The organism is Actinomadura sp. WMMA1423 (assembly GCF_006547145.1).
In the GTDB taxonomy this organism is placed as follows: Bacteria; Actinomycetota; Actinomycetes; order Streptosporangiales; family Streptosporangiaceae; genus Spirillospora.
Genome location: NZ_CP041244.1, coordinates 1,544,466 through 1,562,888, shown reverse-complemented (window position 1 = coordinate 1,562,888; position 18,423 = coordinate 1,544,466). Strand labels below are relative to the sequence as shown.

Genomic DNA, 18,423 nt, shown 5'->3' with positions numbered 1-18,423 from the left:
CGGGGTGCCTTGGGGCTGGCCCGCGGAGGGCGGGAGCCTCAGACCCGGGTGCCGGTGACGGCGAACTTCCCGAACACGCCGGTCTTGACCTTGCCGCTCATCGCGTCGTCCGCGAGCGTCGTCCAGAAGGTCAGGGTCATCTTGACCGGCTTGGTGATCTTGAACTTCCAGGTCAGCTCGGTCCCGTCCACGGAGCCCTCGAACAGTTCGGAGTCGATGTCGCCGTCGTCGTCCTGGAACCTGCCGTCCAGGATCTTGCCGTCGGTGCGCAGGGTGAGGTTGCCGTACTGCTTGCCCACGGGTGTCCCGATGGCGAGCCGCCACGTCCCGTCCGCCTTCATATCAACTCCTCGGCCGTAGCCTGTCATCACGCGTGTCAATGCCTCGCCGTCAAAGCTAGGCGCGGGGGGCCGGGGCGGCGACCCCTATTCTCTCCGGCGCGGCGAGGAGCTCGCTGATCAGGCCGATGAGCGCTTCGGCGTGGTCGTTCAGGTAGAAGTGGCCGCCGGGGAAGATCTCCAGCCGGAAGCCGCCGGTCGTGCACTCGCGCCAGGCCGCCGCCTCCTCGCGGGTGACCTGCGGGTCGTCGTCCCCGGTGAGCGCGACCACCGGGCAGGAGAGCACCGTGCCGGGGCGCCTCCGGTAGGTCTCGGCGGCGCGGTAGTCCGCCCGGACGGCCGGCAGGATCATGCGCAGTACCTCGTCGTCGTCGAGCATCTCGGCGCTGGTCCCGCTGAGCCGCCGCAGGTCGGCGATCAGCCGCGCGTCGTCGGCCAGATGCACGCGCTCGTCCCGGTGGCGGGTGGGGGAGCGCCGCCCGGACGCGAGCACCGCGGCCGGGACCGCGCCCTCCCCCTCCAGCCGGGCCGCGACCTCGAAGGCCAGCGTCGCCCCCATGCTGTGGCCGAACAGGGCCAGCGGCCGCCGCGACCAGGGGAGGAGTTCCGCCGCGACGAGGTCGGCGAGCCCGTGCAGGTCGTCGACGGGCGGTTCGGCGCGCCGGTCCTGCCTGCCCGGGTACTGGACGGCCAGCACGTCCACTCCCGGCGAGAGCCGCCGGGAGACCGGGAAGAAGTAGGAGGCGGCGCCGCCCGCGTGGGGCAGGCAGACCAGTCGTGTCGGCGCGCCGTCCGCGGGGTGGAAACGGCGTATCCAGGTGCTCTCGGCCATCGGTGTCCTTTCGGTTCGGCGGCGGGTCCCGGCCTTCCGGCCGGCGGGTGTCAGCCTTCCGGCCAGCGCGGCCTCGACGTCCATGCCCCGGCCGGGCGGTGGCGGCGGACGCCGAGCCGGCGGGCGTCCCGCGCGTCGCCGGCGGGTGCGGCGCGACCCGCCGCCTGTGCCCGGGCCCGCAGCACGGCCGCGAGCGCGGCGATCCCGTCGTCGTCGAGCGCGCCCCGCACGACGGTGAACCAGGGGCCGCCCTCCTGCGCGGTCACGTCGGCGGGTTCCCGTGCTTGCGCGACGGCAGCGCCGCGTGCTTGGCGCGGAGCATCGCCAGCGCCCGCACCAGCGCCGCCCTCGTGTCGGCGGGGTCGATGACGTCGTCCACGAGACCGCGCTCGGCGGCGTAGTAGGGGTGGATCAGCTCCTCGCGGTACTGCTTGACGCGCTGGGCCCTGGCGGCCTCGGGGTCGGGCGCGGCGGCGATCTCCCGGCGGAACACCACGTTCGCCGCGCCCTCCGCGCCCATGACGGCGATCTCGTTGGTGGGCCAGGCGAGCGACAGGTCGCAGCCGATCGAACGGGAGTCCATGACGATGTACGCGCCGCCGTAGGCCTTGCGGAGGATCACCTGGACGCGCGGGACGGTCGCGTCGCAGTAGGCGTACAGCAGCTTCGCCCCGTGCCGGATGATCCCGCCGTGCTCCTGCCGCGTGCCGGGCAGGAAGCCGGGCACGTCCACGAGGGTGACGATGGGGATGCTGAACGCGTCGCACATCTGGACGAACCGCGCGGCCTTCTCCGAGGCGTGGATGTCCAGCGCCCCCGCCATGCTGAGCGGCTGGTTGGCGACGACGCCCACCACGTGGCCGTCGAGCCTGGCGAGCACGCACAGCACGTTCGTCGCCCACGAGGCGTGCAGCTCGAACAGCTCCCCGCGGTCGACGACCTCCTCGATCACCGCGCGCATGTCGTAGGACCGGCCGGTCTCGGTGGGGACCAGGTCCAGCAGGGCCTCGCAGCGCCGGTCGGGCGGGTCGCCGGTCGCGGCGACGGGCGGCAGCTCGCGGTTGTTGGACGGCAGCAGCGACAGCAGGTACCGCACCTCCTGGAGGCATTCGGCCTCGTCGTCGCAGACGACCGACGCCGCGCCCGACACCGCCCCGTGCACCTGCGCGCCGCCGAGCCCCTCGTGCGTCATGGTCTCGCCGGTGACCGCTTGCACCACGTCCGGGCCGGTGACGTACATCTGCGAGATCCCGCGGACCATGAAGACGACGTCGGTCAGCGCCGGCGAGTAGGCTGCGCCGCCCGCGCAGGGGCCGAGGATCACGCTGATCTGGGGGATGACCCCGGACGCGCGCACGTTGCGCCGGAAGATGCCGCCGTAGCCGGCGAGCGCCGTGACGCCCTCCTGGATCCGCGCGCCGGCGCCGTCGCTGAGCCCGACCAGCGGGGCCCCCGCGGACTCGGCCAGGTCCATGATCTTGTGGATCTTCTCGGCGTGCGCGCGGCCCAGCGAGCCGCCGAAGACGCGGAAGTCGTGGGCGTAGGCGAAGACGGTGCGGCCGCCCACCTCGCCCCAGCCGGTGACGACCCCGTCGGTGGCGGGCCTGCGGTCCTCCAGGCCGAAACCGGTGGACTGGTGCCGCCTGAGCTGCTCCACCTCGGTGAACGTGCCGGGGTCGAACAGCAGGTCGAGGCGCTCCCGGACGGTCAGCCTGCCCCGCTCGTGCTGGGCGCGCGTCGCGCGCGCCGACGGGCCGGCCACGGCCTCCTCGCGGGCCGCCAGCAGCTCGGCGACGCGGGCGCGCATGTCGCCCGCGCGCCGCCGCGCGCCGTCGCCGTCGTCCTCCCGGCCGGTGATGGTGTGCTCGGCAGTGGTCACTCTTCCTCGCCTCCCTCCACCGATTAGAGCCGGACCGTGCCCGGAGTCGGAGTGCCGGCGTCCCCTAAGCCCGCCTCCCCACCCCCTATTCGTCCCGGACCCCCAGCTCTGGGGTTGGTGCCGGTCAGAGGCGTGGTTAGCGTTTCCCCCGGTTTCTTGTGGTTCCGGGGAAAGGTCGTCGATGGACAACGAGAAGCGCCTTCTCCAGTACCTCCGGCGGGCGACGAGCGACCTCCGGGAGTCCCGGGCGCGCATCGCCGAACTGGAACGGCTGGGCCCCGGCCGCGACGGCGAGCCGATCGCGATCGTGGGAATGGCCTGCCGCTACCCGGGAGGGGTGAACTCTCCGGAGGACCTGTGGAGGCTCCTGGACGAGGGCGGCGACGCGGTCGGCCCGTTCCCCGCCGACCGGGGCTGGGACCTGGAATCCGTCTACGACCCTGAGCCCGGCCGGGCCGGCCGGACCTACGTGCGCCACGGCGGCTTCCTCGACGGCGCCGGCGACTTCGACGCCGGGTTCTTCGGGATCTCGCCGCGGGAGGCCGTCGAGACCGATCCCCAGCAGCGGCTCCTGCTGGAGGTCGCCTGGGAGGCCTTCGAGCGGGCGGGCATCGACCCCACGTCGGTGAAGGGCAGCCCCACCGGCGTGTTCGTCGGGATGATGTACCACGACTACGTCGACAACTCCAACGTCGGCTCGGTCGCCTCGGGCCGCATCGCCTACACCCTCGGCCTGGAGGGGCCGGCGTTGACGGTCGACACCGCGTGCTCGTCGTCGCTGGTGGCGCTGCACCTCGCGGTGCGGGCGCTGCGGTCGGGGGAGTGCTCGATGGCGCTGGCGGGCGGCGTCGCGGTCATGGGCACGATGCACATGTTCGTGCAGTTCAGCGGGCAGCGGGGCCTCGCGCCCGACGGCCGCTGCAAGTCCTTCGCGGCGGCCGCGGACGGGGCGGGCTGGGCCGAGGGCGCCGGCCTGCTGCTGGTCGAGCGGCTGTCGGACGCCCGCCGCCACGGGCATCCGGTGCTCGCCGTCGTCCGGGGCATCGCCACCAACCAGGACGGCGCGAGCAGCAGCCTCACCGCCCCGAACGGCCCCGCGCAGCAGCGGGTGATCCGGCGCGCGCTCGCCGACGCGGGGCTGGCGCCCGCGAGCGTCGACGCCGTGGAGGCGCACGGCACGGGCACGACCCTCGGCGACCCGATCGAGGCGCAGGCGCTGCTCGCCGCCTACGGCCGGGACCGGCCGGAGGGGCGGCCGCTGTGGCTCGGGTCCGTCAAGTCCAACCTCGCGCACACCCAGGCCGCCGCGGGCGTCGCCGGGATCATCAAGATGGCCATGGCGATGCGGCACGGAACGCTCCCGCGCACCCTGCACGTGGACGAGCCGACCCCGAACGTCGACTGGACGGCGGGCAGTGTCCGGCTGCTGGCCGAAGCACGCCCGTGGCCCGGCGGGAGCGGACCGCGCCGGGCGGGAGTGTCCTCGTTCGGCGCGTCCGGGACGAACGCCCACGTGATCCTGGAGGAGGCCCCGGCCGAGCCGGCTCCCGAGGCGGCGCGGACCGCCGCGCCGCCGCTTCCCTGGGTCCTGTCCGCGAAGACGGCCGAAGCCCTGCGGGACCAGGCGCGGCGGCTCCGGGACTTCACCGCCGAGCGCCCGGACGAGAGCCTCCTGGACATCGGGCACACGCTGCTCACTGGTCGGGCGGCGCTGAACCACCGCGCCGTCGTGCTGGGCGCCGACCGCGACGACTTCCTGGCCGCGTTGGCGAGCGTGGCGGAGGGCGAGCGCGATGCGAACGCCGTGACCGGCGCGTGCACCCCCAGCCGCAAGGCGGCGTTCGTCTTCCCCGGGCAGGGCTCGCAGTGGCCGGGGATGGCCGTCGGGCTCCTGGACGCCGAGCCCCGCTTCGCCGAGCGCATCGACGAATGCGCCAGGGCGCTCGGGCCCTTCGTGGACTGGGACCTGCTGGAGGTGCTCCGCGGAGCGCCGGACGCACCCGACCTCGAGCGGGTGGACGTGCTCCAGCCGGTGCTGTGGGCCGTGATGGTCTCCCTCGCCGCCCTGTGGCGGTCGCGCGGGGTCGAGCCTTCGGCGGTGGTGGGGCACTCGCAGGGCGAGGTCGCGGCCGCGGTCGTCGCCGGCGTGCTGTCGCTGGAGGACGGCGCGCGGATCGTCGCGCTCCGCAGCCGGGCGTTGCGGAGGCTGACCGGCGGGGGCGGCATGGTCTCGGTGGTCCAGCCCGTCGAGCGCGTCCGGGAGTACCTGGAGCCCTATCCGGACCTGATCTCGGTGGCGGCCGTGAACGGCCCGAGATCGGTCGTCGTCTCCGGCGAGCCCGGAGCGCTGCGCTCGTTCGTGACCGATCTGGCGAAGGCGGGGGTGATGCGCTGGGCCGTGCCGGGCGTCGATTTCGCGGCCCACTCCGCCCAGGTCGAGAGCCTGGAGGGCGAGCTGGCGGAGCTGCTCGCGGGCATCGCCCCGCGGGCCGGGAGCGTCCCGTTCTACTCGACGCTCACCGGCGGGATGCTCCCGGGCGAGGAGCTGGACGCCTCGTACTGGTACCGCAACCTCCGCCACCCCGTGGAGTTCGAGGCGGCGACGCGGGCGCTGCTCGCCGACGGCTTCGACATCTTCGTGGAGTGCGGCCCGCACCCGATCCTGCGGCCGGGCCTGGCCGAGACGCTCGAGGACGTCGAGACCGGCGCGGCGCTGGTCGGGTCGATCCTGCGCGAGGACGGCGGCCCGCGCCGGTTCGCGGCCTCGCTCGCCGAGGCCTGGGCCGCCGGGGCGCCGGTGGACTGGTCCGTCCACTACGCCGGGACCGGAGCGGGCCTCGCCGACCTGCCGACCTACGCCTTCCAGCACCGCCGGTACTGGGCCGAGGCGGCCTCGGGCGCGGCGGATCCGTCCGCGCTCGGCCAGACACCGCTGTCCCATCCGCTGCTCGGTACCGCCGTCCCTCTCGCCGACGGCGCCGGTGTGGTGCTCACCGCACGGCTGTCGCGTGCGGCCCATCCCTGGCTCGGCGACCACGGGGCCTTCGGGAAGGTCCTGGTCCCGGCGACGGCGCTGCTGGAGATGGCGGTGTGCGCGGGCGACCAGGTGGGCTGCGAGACGCTGGAGGAGCTGACGCTGCGGGCGCCGCTCGTCCTGCCCGAGCGCGGCGGCCTCCAGGTCCAGGTCGCGGTGGGCGGCCGGGACGGGTCCGGGGGCCGCCCGGTCACCGTCCACGCCCGTCCCGACGAGCCGGACGCGCCGTGGACGCTGAGTGCCGAGGGCCGCCTGGCGCCCGGCGCCGCGGCCCCCGGCTTCGACCTCGCGCAGTGGCCCCCGGCCGGCGCGAGCCCGATGGACGTCCGCGACGCCTACGAGGTCCTCGGCGCGCGCGGGTACGACTACGGCCCGGCCTTCCGGGGTCTGCGGGCCGCGTGGCTGCGCGGCGACGAGGTCTTCGCCGAGGTCGCGCTTCCGGAGGGGGTGAGGGCGGACGCCGAGCGGTTCGGCCTGCACCCCGCCCTGCTGGACGCCGCCGCCCACGCCGCGCTCCTGGCCGGCGACGACCGGGAGACCCGGCTTCCGTTCGCCTTCTCCGGGATCACCCTGCACGCGTCCGGGGCGGCCGAACTGCGGGTGCGGATCACCCGGGGCGCCTCCGACGCGGCGACGATCGAGGCGGCGGACGGCACGGGCGCTCCCGTCCTGGTCGTCCAGAGGACCGCCTCCCGGCCCGTGTCGCCCGACCGGCTCGCGACGGGCGGCGCGGCGTTCCACGACTCGCTCTACGCCGTCGAGTGGTCGCCGATCGCCGGGACGCCCGCCGCAGGGGAGGCCGCCGACGCGGTCGTGCTGGAGGTGACCGGCGGCAACGACGTCGCCGCCGTCCACGACGCCGTCGACCGCGTGCTCACCGTCCTGCGGGAGTGGTCGGAGCAGGACCGGTTCGCCGGCGGCAGGCTGGTCGTGGCGACCAGCGGCGCGGTGGCGCTGCCCGGGGAGCGGGTGGACGACCTCGGCGGCGCCGCCGTCTGGGGCCTGGTCCGCGCCGCGCAGCGGGAGAACCCGGGCCGGATCGTGCTCGCCGACGTGGACGCCTTCGCCGACGTGGACGCGGCGGAGCTGCTCGCGACGGGCGAGCCGCAGGTGGTGTGGCGCGCGGGCGTCCCGCACCGGGCGAGGCTCGCCCGCGTGCCGATGCGCGGGCCGGACGCCGCCGGGCCTCCGGCGACGGTGTTCGACCCGGACGGGACCGTCCTGGTGACGGGGGGCACGGGCATGCTCGGCCGCCTCGCCGCCCGCCACCTCGCCGGGCGGCACGGCGTGCGGCGGCTGCTGCTCACCGCGCACCGGCCGCCCGCGGCCGGGGACGCCGACCGGCTGCGCGCGGAGCTGGCCGAGGCGGGCGCGGAGGCCGTGATCGCGGTGTGCGACGTGGGCGACCGCGACGCCCTCGCCGCGCTGCTCGCCGGGATCGACGGCGAGCACCCGCTGCGGGGCGTCGTCCACACCGCCGGAGCGCTCGCCGACGGCGTGATCGGTTCGCTGACCCCCGAGCGGATGGCCGCGGTGCTGCGCCCCAAGGCCGACGCGGCACTCCACCTGCATGAACTCACGCGTGACCTGGACCTGACGGCGTTCGTGCTGTTCTCCTCCGAGGCGGGCGTCCTCGGCAACGCCGGGCAGGGCAACTACGCCGCCGCCAACACGCTCCTGGACGGTCTCGCCGCCCACCGGCGGGCGGCGGGGCTGCCCGCGCAGTCGCTCGCCTGGGGCATGTGGGAGGGCGCCAGCGGCATGACGGCCGCCATGACCGAGGCCGACGGCGCGCGCCTGCGCCGCTCCGGACTGGTCGCCCTCACCCCCGAACGGGGCCTCGCCCTGTTCGACGCGGCCGCGACCGTGGACGCCGCGCTGCTGCTGCCGATGGGCCTGGACCTGCGCGCCCTCGCGGCCGACGCGGCCGAGCCGCACCCGCTGCTCCGGGGCCTGCTCGGCGGGACGCGCAGGCGCGCCGCCGCGACGGGCGGCGACGCCGCCGAGACCCTGCGCCGGAGGCTGGCATCCCTCTCCGAGACCGAGGGGGACGCGCTGCTGGCCGACCTGGTCCGGACGCGCGTCGCCGCCGTCCTCGGGCACGCCTCCGCCGACGGCGTCCCGGCCGACCGCGCCTTCCAGGACCTCGGCTTCGACTCCCTCACCGCCCTCGAACTGCGCAACGACCTCGCGGCGGTGACCGGGGAGCGGCTGCCCGCCACGCTGGTCTTCGACTACCCGACCGCCCGGGCGGTCGCCGGGCACCTGCGCGAACGCCTCGCCGCGGGCCGCACCGCCGCCGCGCCGCGCGCGGTCCCGGCGAGCGCCGGTCCGGCCGTGGACGGCGAGCCGATCGCCATCGTCGCGACGGCCTGCCGGTTCCCCGGCGGCATCGACTCGCCCGAGGCGCTCTGGCGCGTCCTCGCCGAGGGCCGCGACGTGATCGGCGGCCTGCCCGCCGGGCGGGGCTGGGACGCCGACGCGCTCTACGACCCCGAGCCCGGGAAGGCGGGCCGGATCTGCACCCGCTCCGGCGGGTTCCTCGGCGGCGCCGCCGACTTCGACCCCGGCTTCTTCGGGATCGGCCCGAACGACGCGGCGCAGATGGACCCCCAGCAGCGTCTCCTCCTGGAGACGTCCTGGGAGCTCCTCGAAAGGGCAGGGATCCGGCCCTCCTCCCTCAAGGGCAGCCCGACCGGCGTGTTCGCCGGGATGATGCACTCCGGCTACCCCAACGGCAGCGCGGCGGGCGCGATCGCCTCCGGTCTCATCGCCTACACCTACGGCCTGGAAGGGCCTGCGGTGACGGTGGACACGGCGTGCTCGTCGTCGCTGGTGGCGCTGCATCTGGCGGCGCAGGCGCTGCGGTCGGGGGAGTGCTCGCTGGCCCTGGCGGGCGGCGCGACGGTCATGGCCACCACGGAAGTGCTGAAGTACTTCAGCCACCAGCGCGGGCTCGCCGGGGACGGGCGGTGCCGGTCGTTCGCCGCTTCGGCCGACGGCACAGGCCTCTCCGAAGGCGTAGGGATGCTGCTGCTGGAGCGGCTGTCGGACGCTCGGCGTCACGGGCATCGGGTGCTGGCGGTGGTGCGGGGTTCGGCGGTGAACCAGGACGGCGCGTCGAACGGGCTGACGGCGCCGAACGGTCCCTCGCAGCAGCGGGTCATCGGCCGGGCGCTGGCGAACGCCGGTCTGGACGCGTCCGAGGTGGACGCGGTCGAGGCCCACGGGACGGGGACGCGGCTGGGCGACCCGATCGAGGCGCAGGCGCTGCTCGCGACGTACGGGCAGGGGCGGCCGGAGGACCGTCCGCTGTGGCTCGGGTCGGTGAAGTCGAATCTGGGGCACACGCAGGCGGCGGCGGGCGTGGCCGGGGTGATCAAGATGGTTCAGGCGCTGCGGCACGGGGTGCTGCCCCGGTCGTTGCACATCGACGAGCCGTCGCCGATGGTGGACTGGACGTCGGGCGCGGTGCGGCTGCTGACCGAGGCGCGGGAGTGGCCGGTGGACGGTCGCCCGCGTCGTGCGGGGGTGTCGTCGTTCGGGATCAGCGGGACGAACGCCCACGTCGTCATCGAGGAGTCCGCTGAGGAGCGGCCGCGGGCCGGTACGGCAGAACCCCGGAGGCTTCCGGCGCTTCCGTTCCTGCTGTCGGCGCGGAGCGGCCCGGCGCTCGCCGCGCAGGCCGCGCGGCTCGCGGACGCCGTGGACGCCTCGCTCCTCGACGTCGCGTACTCGCTCGCCGCGAGGACCCCCTTCGAGCACCGGGCGGCGATCGCGGCGGATGATCGCGACGGGCTCCTGACCGCTCTCCGGACCACCACCTCGGGCCTCCGAGCCGGGAACGGAAAGACCGCGTTGCTGTTCTCGGGTCAGGGGTCGCAGCGGTTGGGGATGGGCCGGGAGCTGTATGAGGCGTTTCCGGTGTTCGCGTCGGCCTTCGATGAGGTCTGCGGTGGGCTGGGTGAGCCGGTGCGTGAGGTGGTGTGGGGTGATGGCGCCGGTCGTTTGTCGGAGACGTTCTGGACGCAGACGGGGTTGTTCGCGTTCGAGGTGGCGCTGTTCCGGTTGCTCGAGTCCTGGGGTGTCGTGCCGGATTTCCTGGTGGGGCATTCGGTGGGCGAGATCGCGGCCGCGCATATCGCGGGTGTCCTGTCGCTTGAGGACGCGTGCGTGTTGGTGCGGACGCGTGCGCGGTTGATGCAGGAGTTGCCTTCGGGTGGGGCGATGGTGGCGGTGCAGGCCTCCGAAGAGGAGATCCGGCGGCGGTTGGCCGATGGTGTGGAGGTCGCGGCGGTGAACGGGCCGCGTGCGGTGGTGCTGTCGGGTGACGTGGACGCGGTGCTGAAGGCGGCCGAGGCGTCCGGCGCCAAGACCCGGCGTCTCCAGGTCTCGCACGCCTTCCACTCGCACCTGATGGAGCCGATGCTGGACGCCTTCGCCGAGGCGATCGGCGAACTGGACTTCCACGCTCCGCAGATCCCGGTGATCTCCAACCTCACAGGACAAGCCGAAAGCGACTTGGGTCCGGAGTATTGGGTGCGTCAGGTGCGTGGCACCGTCCGGTTCGGGGACGCGATCGAGTATCTGTCCGGCCAGGGTGTCGGCACGTTCATCGAGGTCGGCCCGGACGCGGCCCTGACCCCGATGGTCGAGGACGGCGCCATCGCGTTGCTGCGGCGCGATCGCGGTGAAGGCGAGCGCCTGGTCGCGGGTGTCGCGCAGGCGTGGGCGCAAGGGACCGCCGTCGACTGGGAGGCGTTCTTCGACGGCACCGGCGCGCGGCTGGTCGACCTGCCCACCTACGCCTTCCAGCACCAGAGCTACTGGCTGATGCCCGAGGCCGGCGCGGATCTCGCGGGCGTCGGGCTGGAACGGACGGGCCATCCGATCCTGCGCGCGATGATCGGCCTTCCGGGGACCGACGAGATCGTCCTGACCGGGCGCCTGTCCACGACCGCGCAGCCCTGGCTCGCGGACCGCGACGTCCACGGGACCGTCATGTTCGCCGAGACCGGACTGGTCGAGATGGCGCTCTACGCGGGCGAGCAGGCGGGCGCTACCGGACTGAGGTCGTTCGAGGTGGGGTCGCCGCTGCCGTGCCCGGAGGACACGGCGGTCGTGGTGCGGGTGACCGTCTCGGCGCCCGACCCGACGACCGGTGACCGCGCCGTGCGCGTCCACTCCCGGGCGGAAGGGACGGACGGGCCCTGGACCCCCAACGCGGAGGGGGCCCTGACGGACGCCGGTCCCGCCGCTCCCGTGCCCGTCCTGCGGAACTGGCCCCCGCCCGGCTCGACCGCCGTCGATCCGTCCGACGTGTACGGCCGGCTGCCGGGCGCCGGCCACGGGCGCGGTCCCGCGTTCCAAGGCGTCGAAGCCGTCTGGCGGTCCGGGGACGACCTGCACGTGGAGGTCGCGCTGCCCGCCGACCTCGGCGCCGAGGGGTTCGTGTTCCACCCGGCCCTGCTGGACGCGGCACTCCAGCCGCTGTGGGCCATGGACGGCCGGACCGGCGCGAACCTGGCCACGAACTGGCGGAACCTGACGATCGAAGGCTCTGTGCCCACGACGCTGCGAGTGAGCCTCACGCGCGCCCCTGGCGGCGACGGCCCAGCCTTGGCGGCCTTCGACGAGATGGGCAGGCCGGTGCTGCGGGCCGAGTCGGTCGAGTCGCGTCCCGTGTCGGCGGACGAGCTGGCGTCCCTCGCCGGTGTCCGGCAGGGCTCGCTGCTCCGCCTGGACTGGGTCCCGGTCACCGCCGAGCCGGCCGCGACCGGATGGACCGTGCACGGAGCAGACTGGTTCGGCCACGACATCCCGGCGAACGACGACGACTCCGGTCCGGTCCTGGTGCCGGTCACGCCTCCCGCCGGGGAGGTCCCGGACGCGGTCGGGGCCGTGCTGGAGAGGACGGCGTCCTTGCTGCGCGACCGGCTCGCGGCCGAGGACACCTCCGCGTCGAGGCTGGTGTTCGTCACCCGGAACGCGGTCGCCCCCGAAGGCGGGCCCGTCGACATCGCGTCCGCTCCCGTGTGGGGGCTCGTCCGGGCGGCCGCGGCCGAGCACCCGGGCCGGTTCGGGCTTCTCGACCTGGACGATCCCGCAGTGCCCCGCGAGGTGCTGGCGGCGGCCCTCGCGTTGGAGGAGGACGAGGCCGCCGTCCGCGGCGGGCGCGTTCTCGTGCCGCGCCTCGCCCCCGCGAGCGAACGGCTCGGGCCGCCCGAGGCGTGGCCCCGGCCCGGCACAGTGCTGATAGCAGGCGACGACCCCGGGACGGGCGCCGCCCTGGCCGAACACCTCGCGGAGAGGCACGGCGTCACCCGCCTGCTGCTGGTGGGGACCGGGGACCTCCAGGCACCGTCCGGCCTGGACGCCGAGGTGGCGGTGGCCTACTGCGACCTCACCGACCCGGACGCGGTCGCGACGGTGCTCAAGGGCGTCCCGCCCGAACAGCCCCTCGTCGGCGTGGTCCACACCGGCGGGGAGCGAGCAGGGCTCTGGTGCCTCCACGAGCAGACGAGAGGACTCTCGCTCGCGGCGTTCGTCGCGGTGTCCTCCTCGGCCGGGGTGATGCACGGGCTGGGGCAGGCGGACGGCGCGGCCTCGGCGGTCTTCGCGGAGGCGCTCGCCGTGTCCAGGCGCGCGGCGGGCCTCCCCGCGACGACGCTCGCGTTCGGCCCGTGGGAGGCCCGGGCGGGCGAGGACGCCGCCTTCCGGGAGCGGATGCGGCGCGCGGGGGTGCCCGCCTTGACCGTCCCCGAAGGGCTGGAGCTGTTCGACCGGGCCATGCGGACCGGGGAGCCGGCGCTGCTGCCGATCCGCCTCGACACGACGGTGCTGCGCTCCCTGCCGGAGCTGGTTCCGGCGAAGCTGCGGGAGGCCGTCCGGGTGCGGGGCGCCCGGACGCCGGACGGCAGGTCGCTGCGCGACGGTCTGGCGAAGCTCTCCGCGGGGGAGCGGGAACGCGCCCTCCTCGACCTGGTGCGCACGCACGTCGCCGCCGTTCTCGGACACGCGTCCGCCGACCCGGTCGAACCCGACCGGGCGTTCCAGGAACTCGGCTTCGACTCGCTGGCGGCGGTGGAGCTGCGCAGGCGGCTCGGCGCGGCGACCGGGCTCGCGCTGCCCGCGACGCTGGTCTTCGACCGGCCGACGGCGCGGGCGACGGCGCTGTTCCTCGCCGAGTCGCTCGCCCCGGCGGAGGCCGACCCCGCCGCACCCGTGCTCGCCGAGGTCGAGCGGCTCGACGCCGCGCTGCGCGGGTTCCCGGACTCCCCGCAGGGACGGGACCGGATCGCGGCACGTCTGGAGGCGGTGCTCCGCAGGCTGCGCATCGAGTCCGGCGCCGGGGCGGACGGCGGCGCGGTCCGCCCCGGAGGCGCGGAGGACGTCGAGGGCTTCGCGACCGCCACCGACGACGAGTTGTTCAGGGCGCTTGACGACGAACTCGGAGCCTCCTGACCGGAGGCCGGGCCACCAGCGAGGTGTGGGGGCGATGGAGACCAACGACAGGCTGCGCGAGTACCTCAGGCGCGCGACCGCCGAGCTGAAGCAGACCCGGCGGCGGCTGGCCGAGAGCGAGGCGCGGCACCACGAGCCGATCGCCATCGTCTCGATGGGCTGCCGGTTCCCCGGCGGCGTCGACACCCCCGAGCGGTTCTGGGACCTGGTCGCCGCCGGCGGCGACGCGATCACCGGGTTCCCCGAGAACCGCGGCTGGGATCTGGACGGCCTCTACGACCCGGCACCGGCGACGCCCGGCCGGACCTACTGCCGCGAGGGCGGCTTCCTGCACGACGCCGACCGCTTCGACGCCGACTTCTTCCGGATCAGCCCGCGCGAGGCCAAGGAGACCGACCCGCAGCAGCGGCTGCTCCTGGAGACGTCCTGGGAGGCGATCGAGGCCGCCCGCATCGACCCGCACTCGCTGCGCGGCTCCCGGACCGGCGTCTTCGTCGGAGTGGTCTACCACGACTACCCGTCCGGCGGCGGCACGGGCGGGCTGGCCAGCGTCGCGTCCGGGCGGATCGCCTACACCCTCGGCCTCGAAGGGCCCGCGGTGACGGTCGACACGGCCTGCTCCTCGGCGCTGGTGGCGCTGCACTGGGCGATCCAGGCGCTCCGCGCCGGAGAGTGCGCGCTCGCGCTGGTCGGCGGAGCGACGATCATGTCCGGCCCGGTCGCCTTCGTCGGGTTCAGCCAGGACCGGGGCCTCGCCCCGGACGGCAGGTGCAAGTCGTTCGCGGCGGCGGCCGACGGGACCGCCTGGGGCGAGGGCGTCGCCATGCTGCTCGTCGAGCGGCTGTCCGACGCCCGGCGCAACGGCCACCCCGTGCTCGCGGTGGTGCGCGGCTCGGCGGTGAACCAGGACGGCGCGTCCAACGGGCTGACCGCTCCGAACGGCCCGTCGCAGCAGCGGGTGATCGGGCAGGCCCTGGCCGACGCCGGGCTGAGCGCGGGCGAGGTCGACGCGGTGGAGGCCCACGGGACCGGCACCACGCTCGGCGACCCGATCGAGGCGCAGGCCCTCCTCGCGACCTACGGCCGGGACCGCCCCGGCGACCGGCCGCTGTGGCTCGGGTCGGTGAAGTCCAACATCGGGCACACCCAGGCCGTCGCGGGCGTCGCGGGAATCGCCAAGATGGTCGGGGCCATGCGGCACGGGCTGCTGCCGCGCACGCTGCACGTGGACGAGCCCACGCCGAACGTCGACTGGACGGCGGGCGACGTCCGGCTGCTCACCGAGCCGGTCGCCTGGCCGCGGACCGGCCGTCCCCGCAGGGCCGCGATCTCCTCGTTCGGGCTGAGCGGCACCAACGCCCATCTCATCCTCGAAGAGGCCCCCACCGTCGAGGAGCCCGCCCGGCAGGACCTCGGGACACCGCCGGCGCCGGTCGTCTGGCCGGTGTCCGGCAGGGACGCCGCCGCGCTCGCCGCGCAGGCGGGCCGGCTCGCCGACCGCCTGGAAGCCGAGCCCGGCGCGCGGCCGGTCGACGTCGGCTATTCGCTGGCCGTGTCGCGGGCGGCGCTGGACCGCCGCGCCGCCGTCGTCGGCGACGACCTGTCCCAGCTCACGGCAGGGCTTCGCGCTCTGGCACTCGACGAGGCCCCCGGCACGGCGGCGTCCGGCGGCCCGCTCGCGTTCCTGTTCTCGGGTCAGGGTTCGCAGCGGTTGGGGATGGGCCGGGAGCTGTATGAGGCGTTTCCGGTGTTCGCGTCGGCCTTCGATGAGCTCTGCGGGGCGCTGGATGAGCCGGTGCGTGAGGTGGTGTGGGGTGATGACCTCGGTCGTTTGACGGAGACGTTCTGGACGCAGATGGGGTTGTTCGCGTTCGAGGTGGCGCTGTTCCGGTTGCTCGAGTCCTGGGGAGTCGTGCCGGATTTCCTGGTGGGGCATTCGGTGGGCGAGATCGCGGCGGCTCATGTGGCTGGGGTGTTGTCGCTTGAGGACGCGTGCGTGTTGGTGCGGACGCGTGCCCGGTTGATGCAGGAGCTGCCTTCGGGCGGGGCGATGGTCGCGGTCCAGGCATCGGAAGAGGAGATCCGGCCGCTGTTCACCGATGGCGTCGAGGTCGCGGCGGTGAACGGCCCGCGTGCGGTGGTGCTGTCGGGTGACGTGGACGCGGTCGTGAAGGCGGCCGAGGCGTCCGGTGCCAAGACCCGGCGTCTCCAGGTGTCGCACGCGTTCCATTCGCACCTGATGGAGCCGATGCTGGAGGCCTTCGCCGAGGCGATCGGCGGGCTGGACTTCCGCGCTCCGCGGATCCCGATCGTCTCGAACGGGACGGGGCGGCCAAGCGACGACTTCGGGCCGCGGTACTGGGTGCGTCAGGTGCGCGGCACCGTCCGATTCGGGGACGCGATCGAGCACCTGTCCGGCCAGGGCGTCGGCACGTTCATCGAGATCGGTCCCGACGCGGCCCTGACCCCGCTGGTCGAGGACGGCGCCATCGCGTTGCAGCGACGCGACCGCCCGGAGGCCGAGCAGCTCGTCACCGGCCTCGCGCAGGCATGGGCACGCGGAACGGCCGTCGACTGGGAGGCCTTCTACGCGGGCACCGGCGCCCAGCTCGTCGACCTGCCCACCTACGCCTTCCAGCGCCGCTCCTACTGGACCGACCATGTCCCGGCCTCCGCCGCCGAGAAGGCGGACGGCCAGGAGGACGGCTCCCTTTGGGCGGTCCTCGACTCCGCGGACATCACGGAGCTGGCCGCGCAGCTGGACGTCGAGCCAGGGGCGCTCGGGTCGGTGCTCCCGGCACTCACCGCATGGCGCGGACGGCTCCAGGAGCAGGCATCCCTGGACGCCTGGCGCTACCGGATCGAGTGGCGGCCGGTCGCCGCCCCCGAGGGGGCGAGGCTGGACGGCCGGTGGCTGGTCGTCCTGCCGGAGGGAACGGCCGCACCTGCCATCTGCGAGGCTCTGATCGACCACGGCGCGCAGGTGGAGACCCTCGAACCGGGCGACGCCGACCGCGCGCGACTGGCAGGACTCCTCCGTGGACGCGGCGACGCGGGCGAGGCCTTCACCGGCGTCCTGTCGCTGCTCGCGCTCGACGAGACCCGCCACCCGGGGCACCGGGCGTTGACGCGCGGTCTCGTGGCCACGGTCGCCCTCGCCCAGGCGCTCGCGGACGCGGGGATCGGCGCACGGCTGTGGTGCGCGACGTCGGGTGCCGTCGCCGTCAAGCCGGACGACGACCTGCCGAGCCCGTGGCAGTCGCCGGTCTGGGGCGTCGGCTCGACCCTGGCGCTCGACGAGCCCGACACCTGGGGCGGCCTGGTCGACCTGCCTCCCGGAGGCACCGACCTCGACGCCGGCACGGCGGTCCGCATCGACGCCGGCACGGCGGTCGACATCGACGCCGGCACGGCGATGCGGCTCTGCGCGCTGCTGGCGGGCGGTACCGGCGAGGACCAGGCGGCCGTCCGTCCCGGCGGGCTGTTCGGCAGGCGGTTGGTGCGCGCCCGTCCCGCCGGGGGACCGGCCGCCGGGGTACGGGTCCCGGCGGGCACGACATTGATCACCGGTGGCACCGGCGGGCTCGGGGCGGCGGTGGCGCGGCGGCTGGCGGCCGCCGGCGCGCGGCGGCTCGTCCTCACCGGACGCCGCGGCCGGGACGCGGCCGGCGCCGACGAGCTCGCCGAGGAACTGCGCGGGCTCGGGGCGGAGGTCACGGTGGCGGCCTGCGACGTGACCGACCGCGACGCCCTCGCCGGGCTGCTGGCCGAGATCGACCGGGACGGGGGGCTCGGCGCGGTCGTGCACGCCGCGGGCGCGGCCCAGGGCATCGCGCCGCTCGCGGAGCTCGCGCCGGAGGACTTCGCCGCCGCGGCCGACGCGAAGGTCCTCGGGGCGGTCCACCTGGACGAGCTGCTCGGGGACCGGCCGCTGACCGCGTTCACGGTGTTCTCGTCCGGCTCGGCGATCTGGGGCAGCTCCGGGCAGGCCGCCTACGGCGCGGCCAACGCCTTCCTCGACGCCTTCGTGCGGAACCGCGTGGCGCGGGGCCGCCCGGCGCAGGCGATGGCATGGGGCCCCTGGGACGCGGGCATGGTCGGCTCCGACCTGGCGGGGATGCTCCGGCGGATCGGCACGCCGCCCATGGCCCCGGAGCGTGCGGCGGAGGTGTTCGCCCAGGCCTTCGGGGGCGGCGAGCCGCAGACCGTGGTGGCCGACTTCGACTGGGCGCGGTTCGCGCCGACCTACGCCCTGGCCCGGCCGCGTCCGCTGCTCGACGCCCTGCCCGAGGCCGGCGAGGCGCTGCGGGAGGACGAGCCCGACCCTGGAGCGTCCCGGCTCGCCGCGGAACTGGCCGGGCGGGACCCGGCCGACCAGCTCCGGGCGCTCCTGGACCTGGTGCGCTCGCACGTGGCGGAGCTGCTCGGATACGACGACCCGGCGGGGCTGGACACCGCGCGCGCCTTCGACGACCTCGGCTTCGACTCGGTCGCGGCCGTCGACCTGCGGACCAGGCTCAGCGCGGCGACCGGCCGCAGGCTGCCGAGCACCATGGTGTTCGACCACGCCACCCCGGCCGCGCTCGCCGGGTTCCTGCGCGGCGAGCTCTGCGGGGGAGACGGGGGCGACCCGGTGCAGACCGCCCTCGCCGACCTGGACCGGCTGGAGACCTCCCTGGCGGCCCTGCCGCCCGGCGAGATCGAGCGCGGGCGGATGGCCGCGCGGCTGAACGCCCTCGCCGCGCGCGTGTCCGAGGCCGACGGCGACGAGGCCGCGGACGGCCGCGGCGGCCAGCGGCTGAGCGACCGGCTGGAGGCGGCCTCGGCCGAGGACGTCTTCGAGTTCATCGACAACGAGCTCAGGCTCTCCTGACCG

At 75.3% G+C, this 18,423-nt stretch carries 6 protein-coding genes; 2 read left to right on the top strand and 4 right to left on the bottom strand.

Annotated elements, in window-relative coordinates; genetic code table 11:
* Positions 1-38 precede the first annotated feature (38 nt).
* From FKD65_RS07180 to FKD65_RS07165, 4 genes are read right to left on the bottom strand one after another with little or no spacing between them, the layout of a single operon-like run.
* The gene (locus FKD65_RS07180; RefSeq protein WP_141576731.1) at positions 39-341 is read right to left on the bottom strand and encodes a hypothetical protein; all 303 of its coding nucleotides are present in this window, start codon (positions 339-341) and stop codon (positions 39-41) included.
* Between the two features lie 55 nt (positions 342-396).
* Positions 397-1,170 carry a thioesterase II family protein gene (locus FKD65_RS07175; RefSeq protein WP_141576730.1) on the bottom strand — a complete coding sequence of 258 codons (774 nt, stop codon included), beginning with the start codon at positions 1,168-1,170 and terminating at the stop codon, positions 397-399.
* 50 nt (positions 1,171-1,220) lie between these two features.
* Positions 1,221-1,436, bottom strand: a complete 216-nt coding sequence (locus FKD65_RS07170; protein ID WP_141576729.1) for an acyl-CoA carboxylase epsilon subunit — start codon at positions 1,434-1,436, stop codon at positions 1,221-1,223.
* Positions 1,433-2,977, bottom strand: coding sequence for an acyl-CoA carboxylase subunit beta (locus FKD65_RS07165; protein ID WP_141586504.1), 1,545 nt, complete (start codon positions 2,975-2,977; stop codon positions 1,433-1,435). The genes FKD65_RS07170 and FKD65_RS07165 overlap by 4 nt, the downstream gene beginning before the upstream one ends.
* 253 nt (positions 2,978-3,230) lie before the next feature.
* Here FKD65_RS07165 and FKD65_RS07160 point away from each other — a divergent pair, with 253 nt between their 5' ends.
* Both FKD65_RS07160 and FKD65_RS46205 read left to right on the top strand, forming a co-directional pair.
* On the top strand, positions 3,231-13,547 hold the full coding sequence (locus FKD65_RS07160) for a type I polyketide synthase (RefSeq protein ID WP_141576728.1): 10,317 nt from the start codon (positions 3,231-3,233) through the stop codon (positions 13,545-13,547).
* 34 nt (positions 13,548-13,581) lie between these two features.
* Positions 13,582-18,420, top strand: coding sequence for a type I polyketide synthase (locus tag FKD65_RS46205; RefSeq protein WP_141576727.1), 4,839 nt, complete (start codon positions 13,582-13,584; stop codon positions 18,418-18,420).
* Positions 18,421-18,423 lie beyond the last annotated feature (3 nt).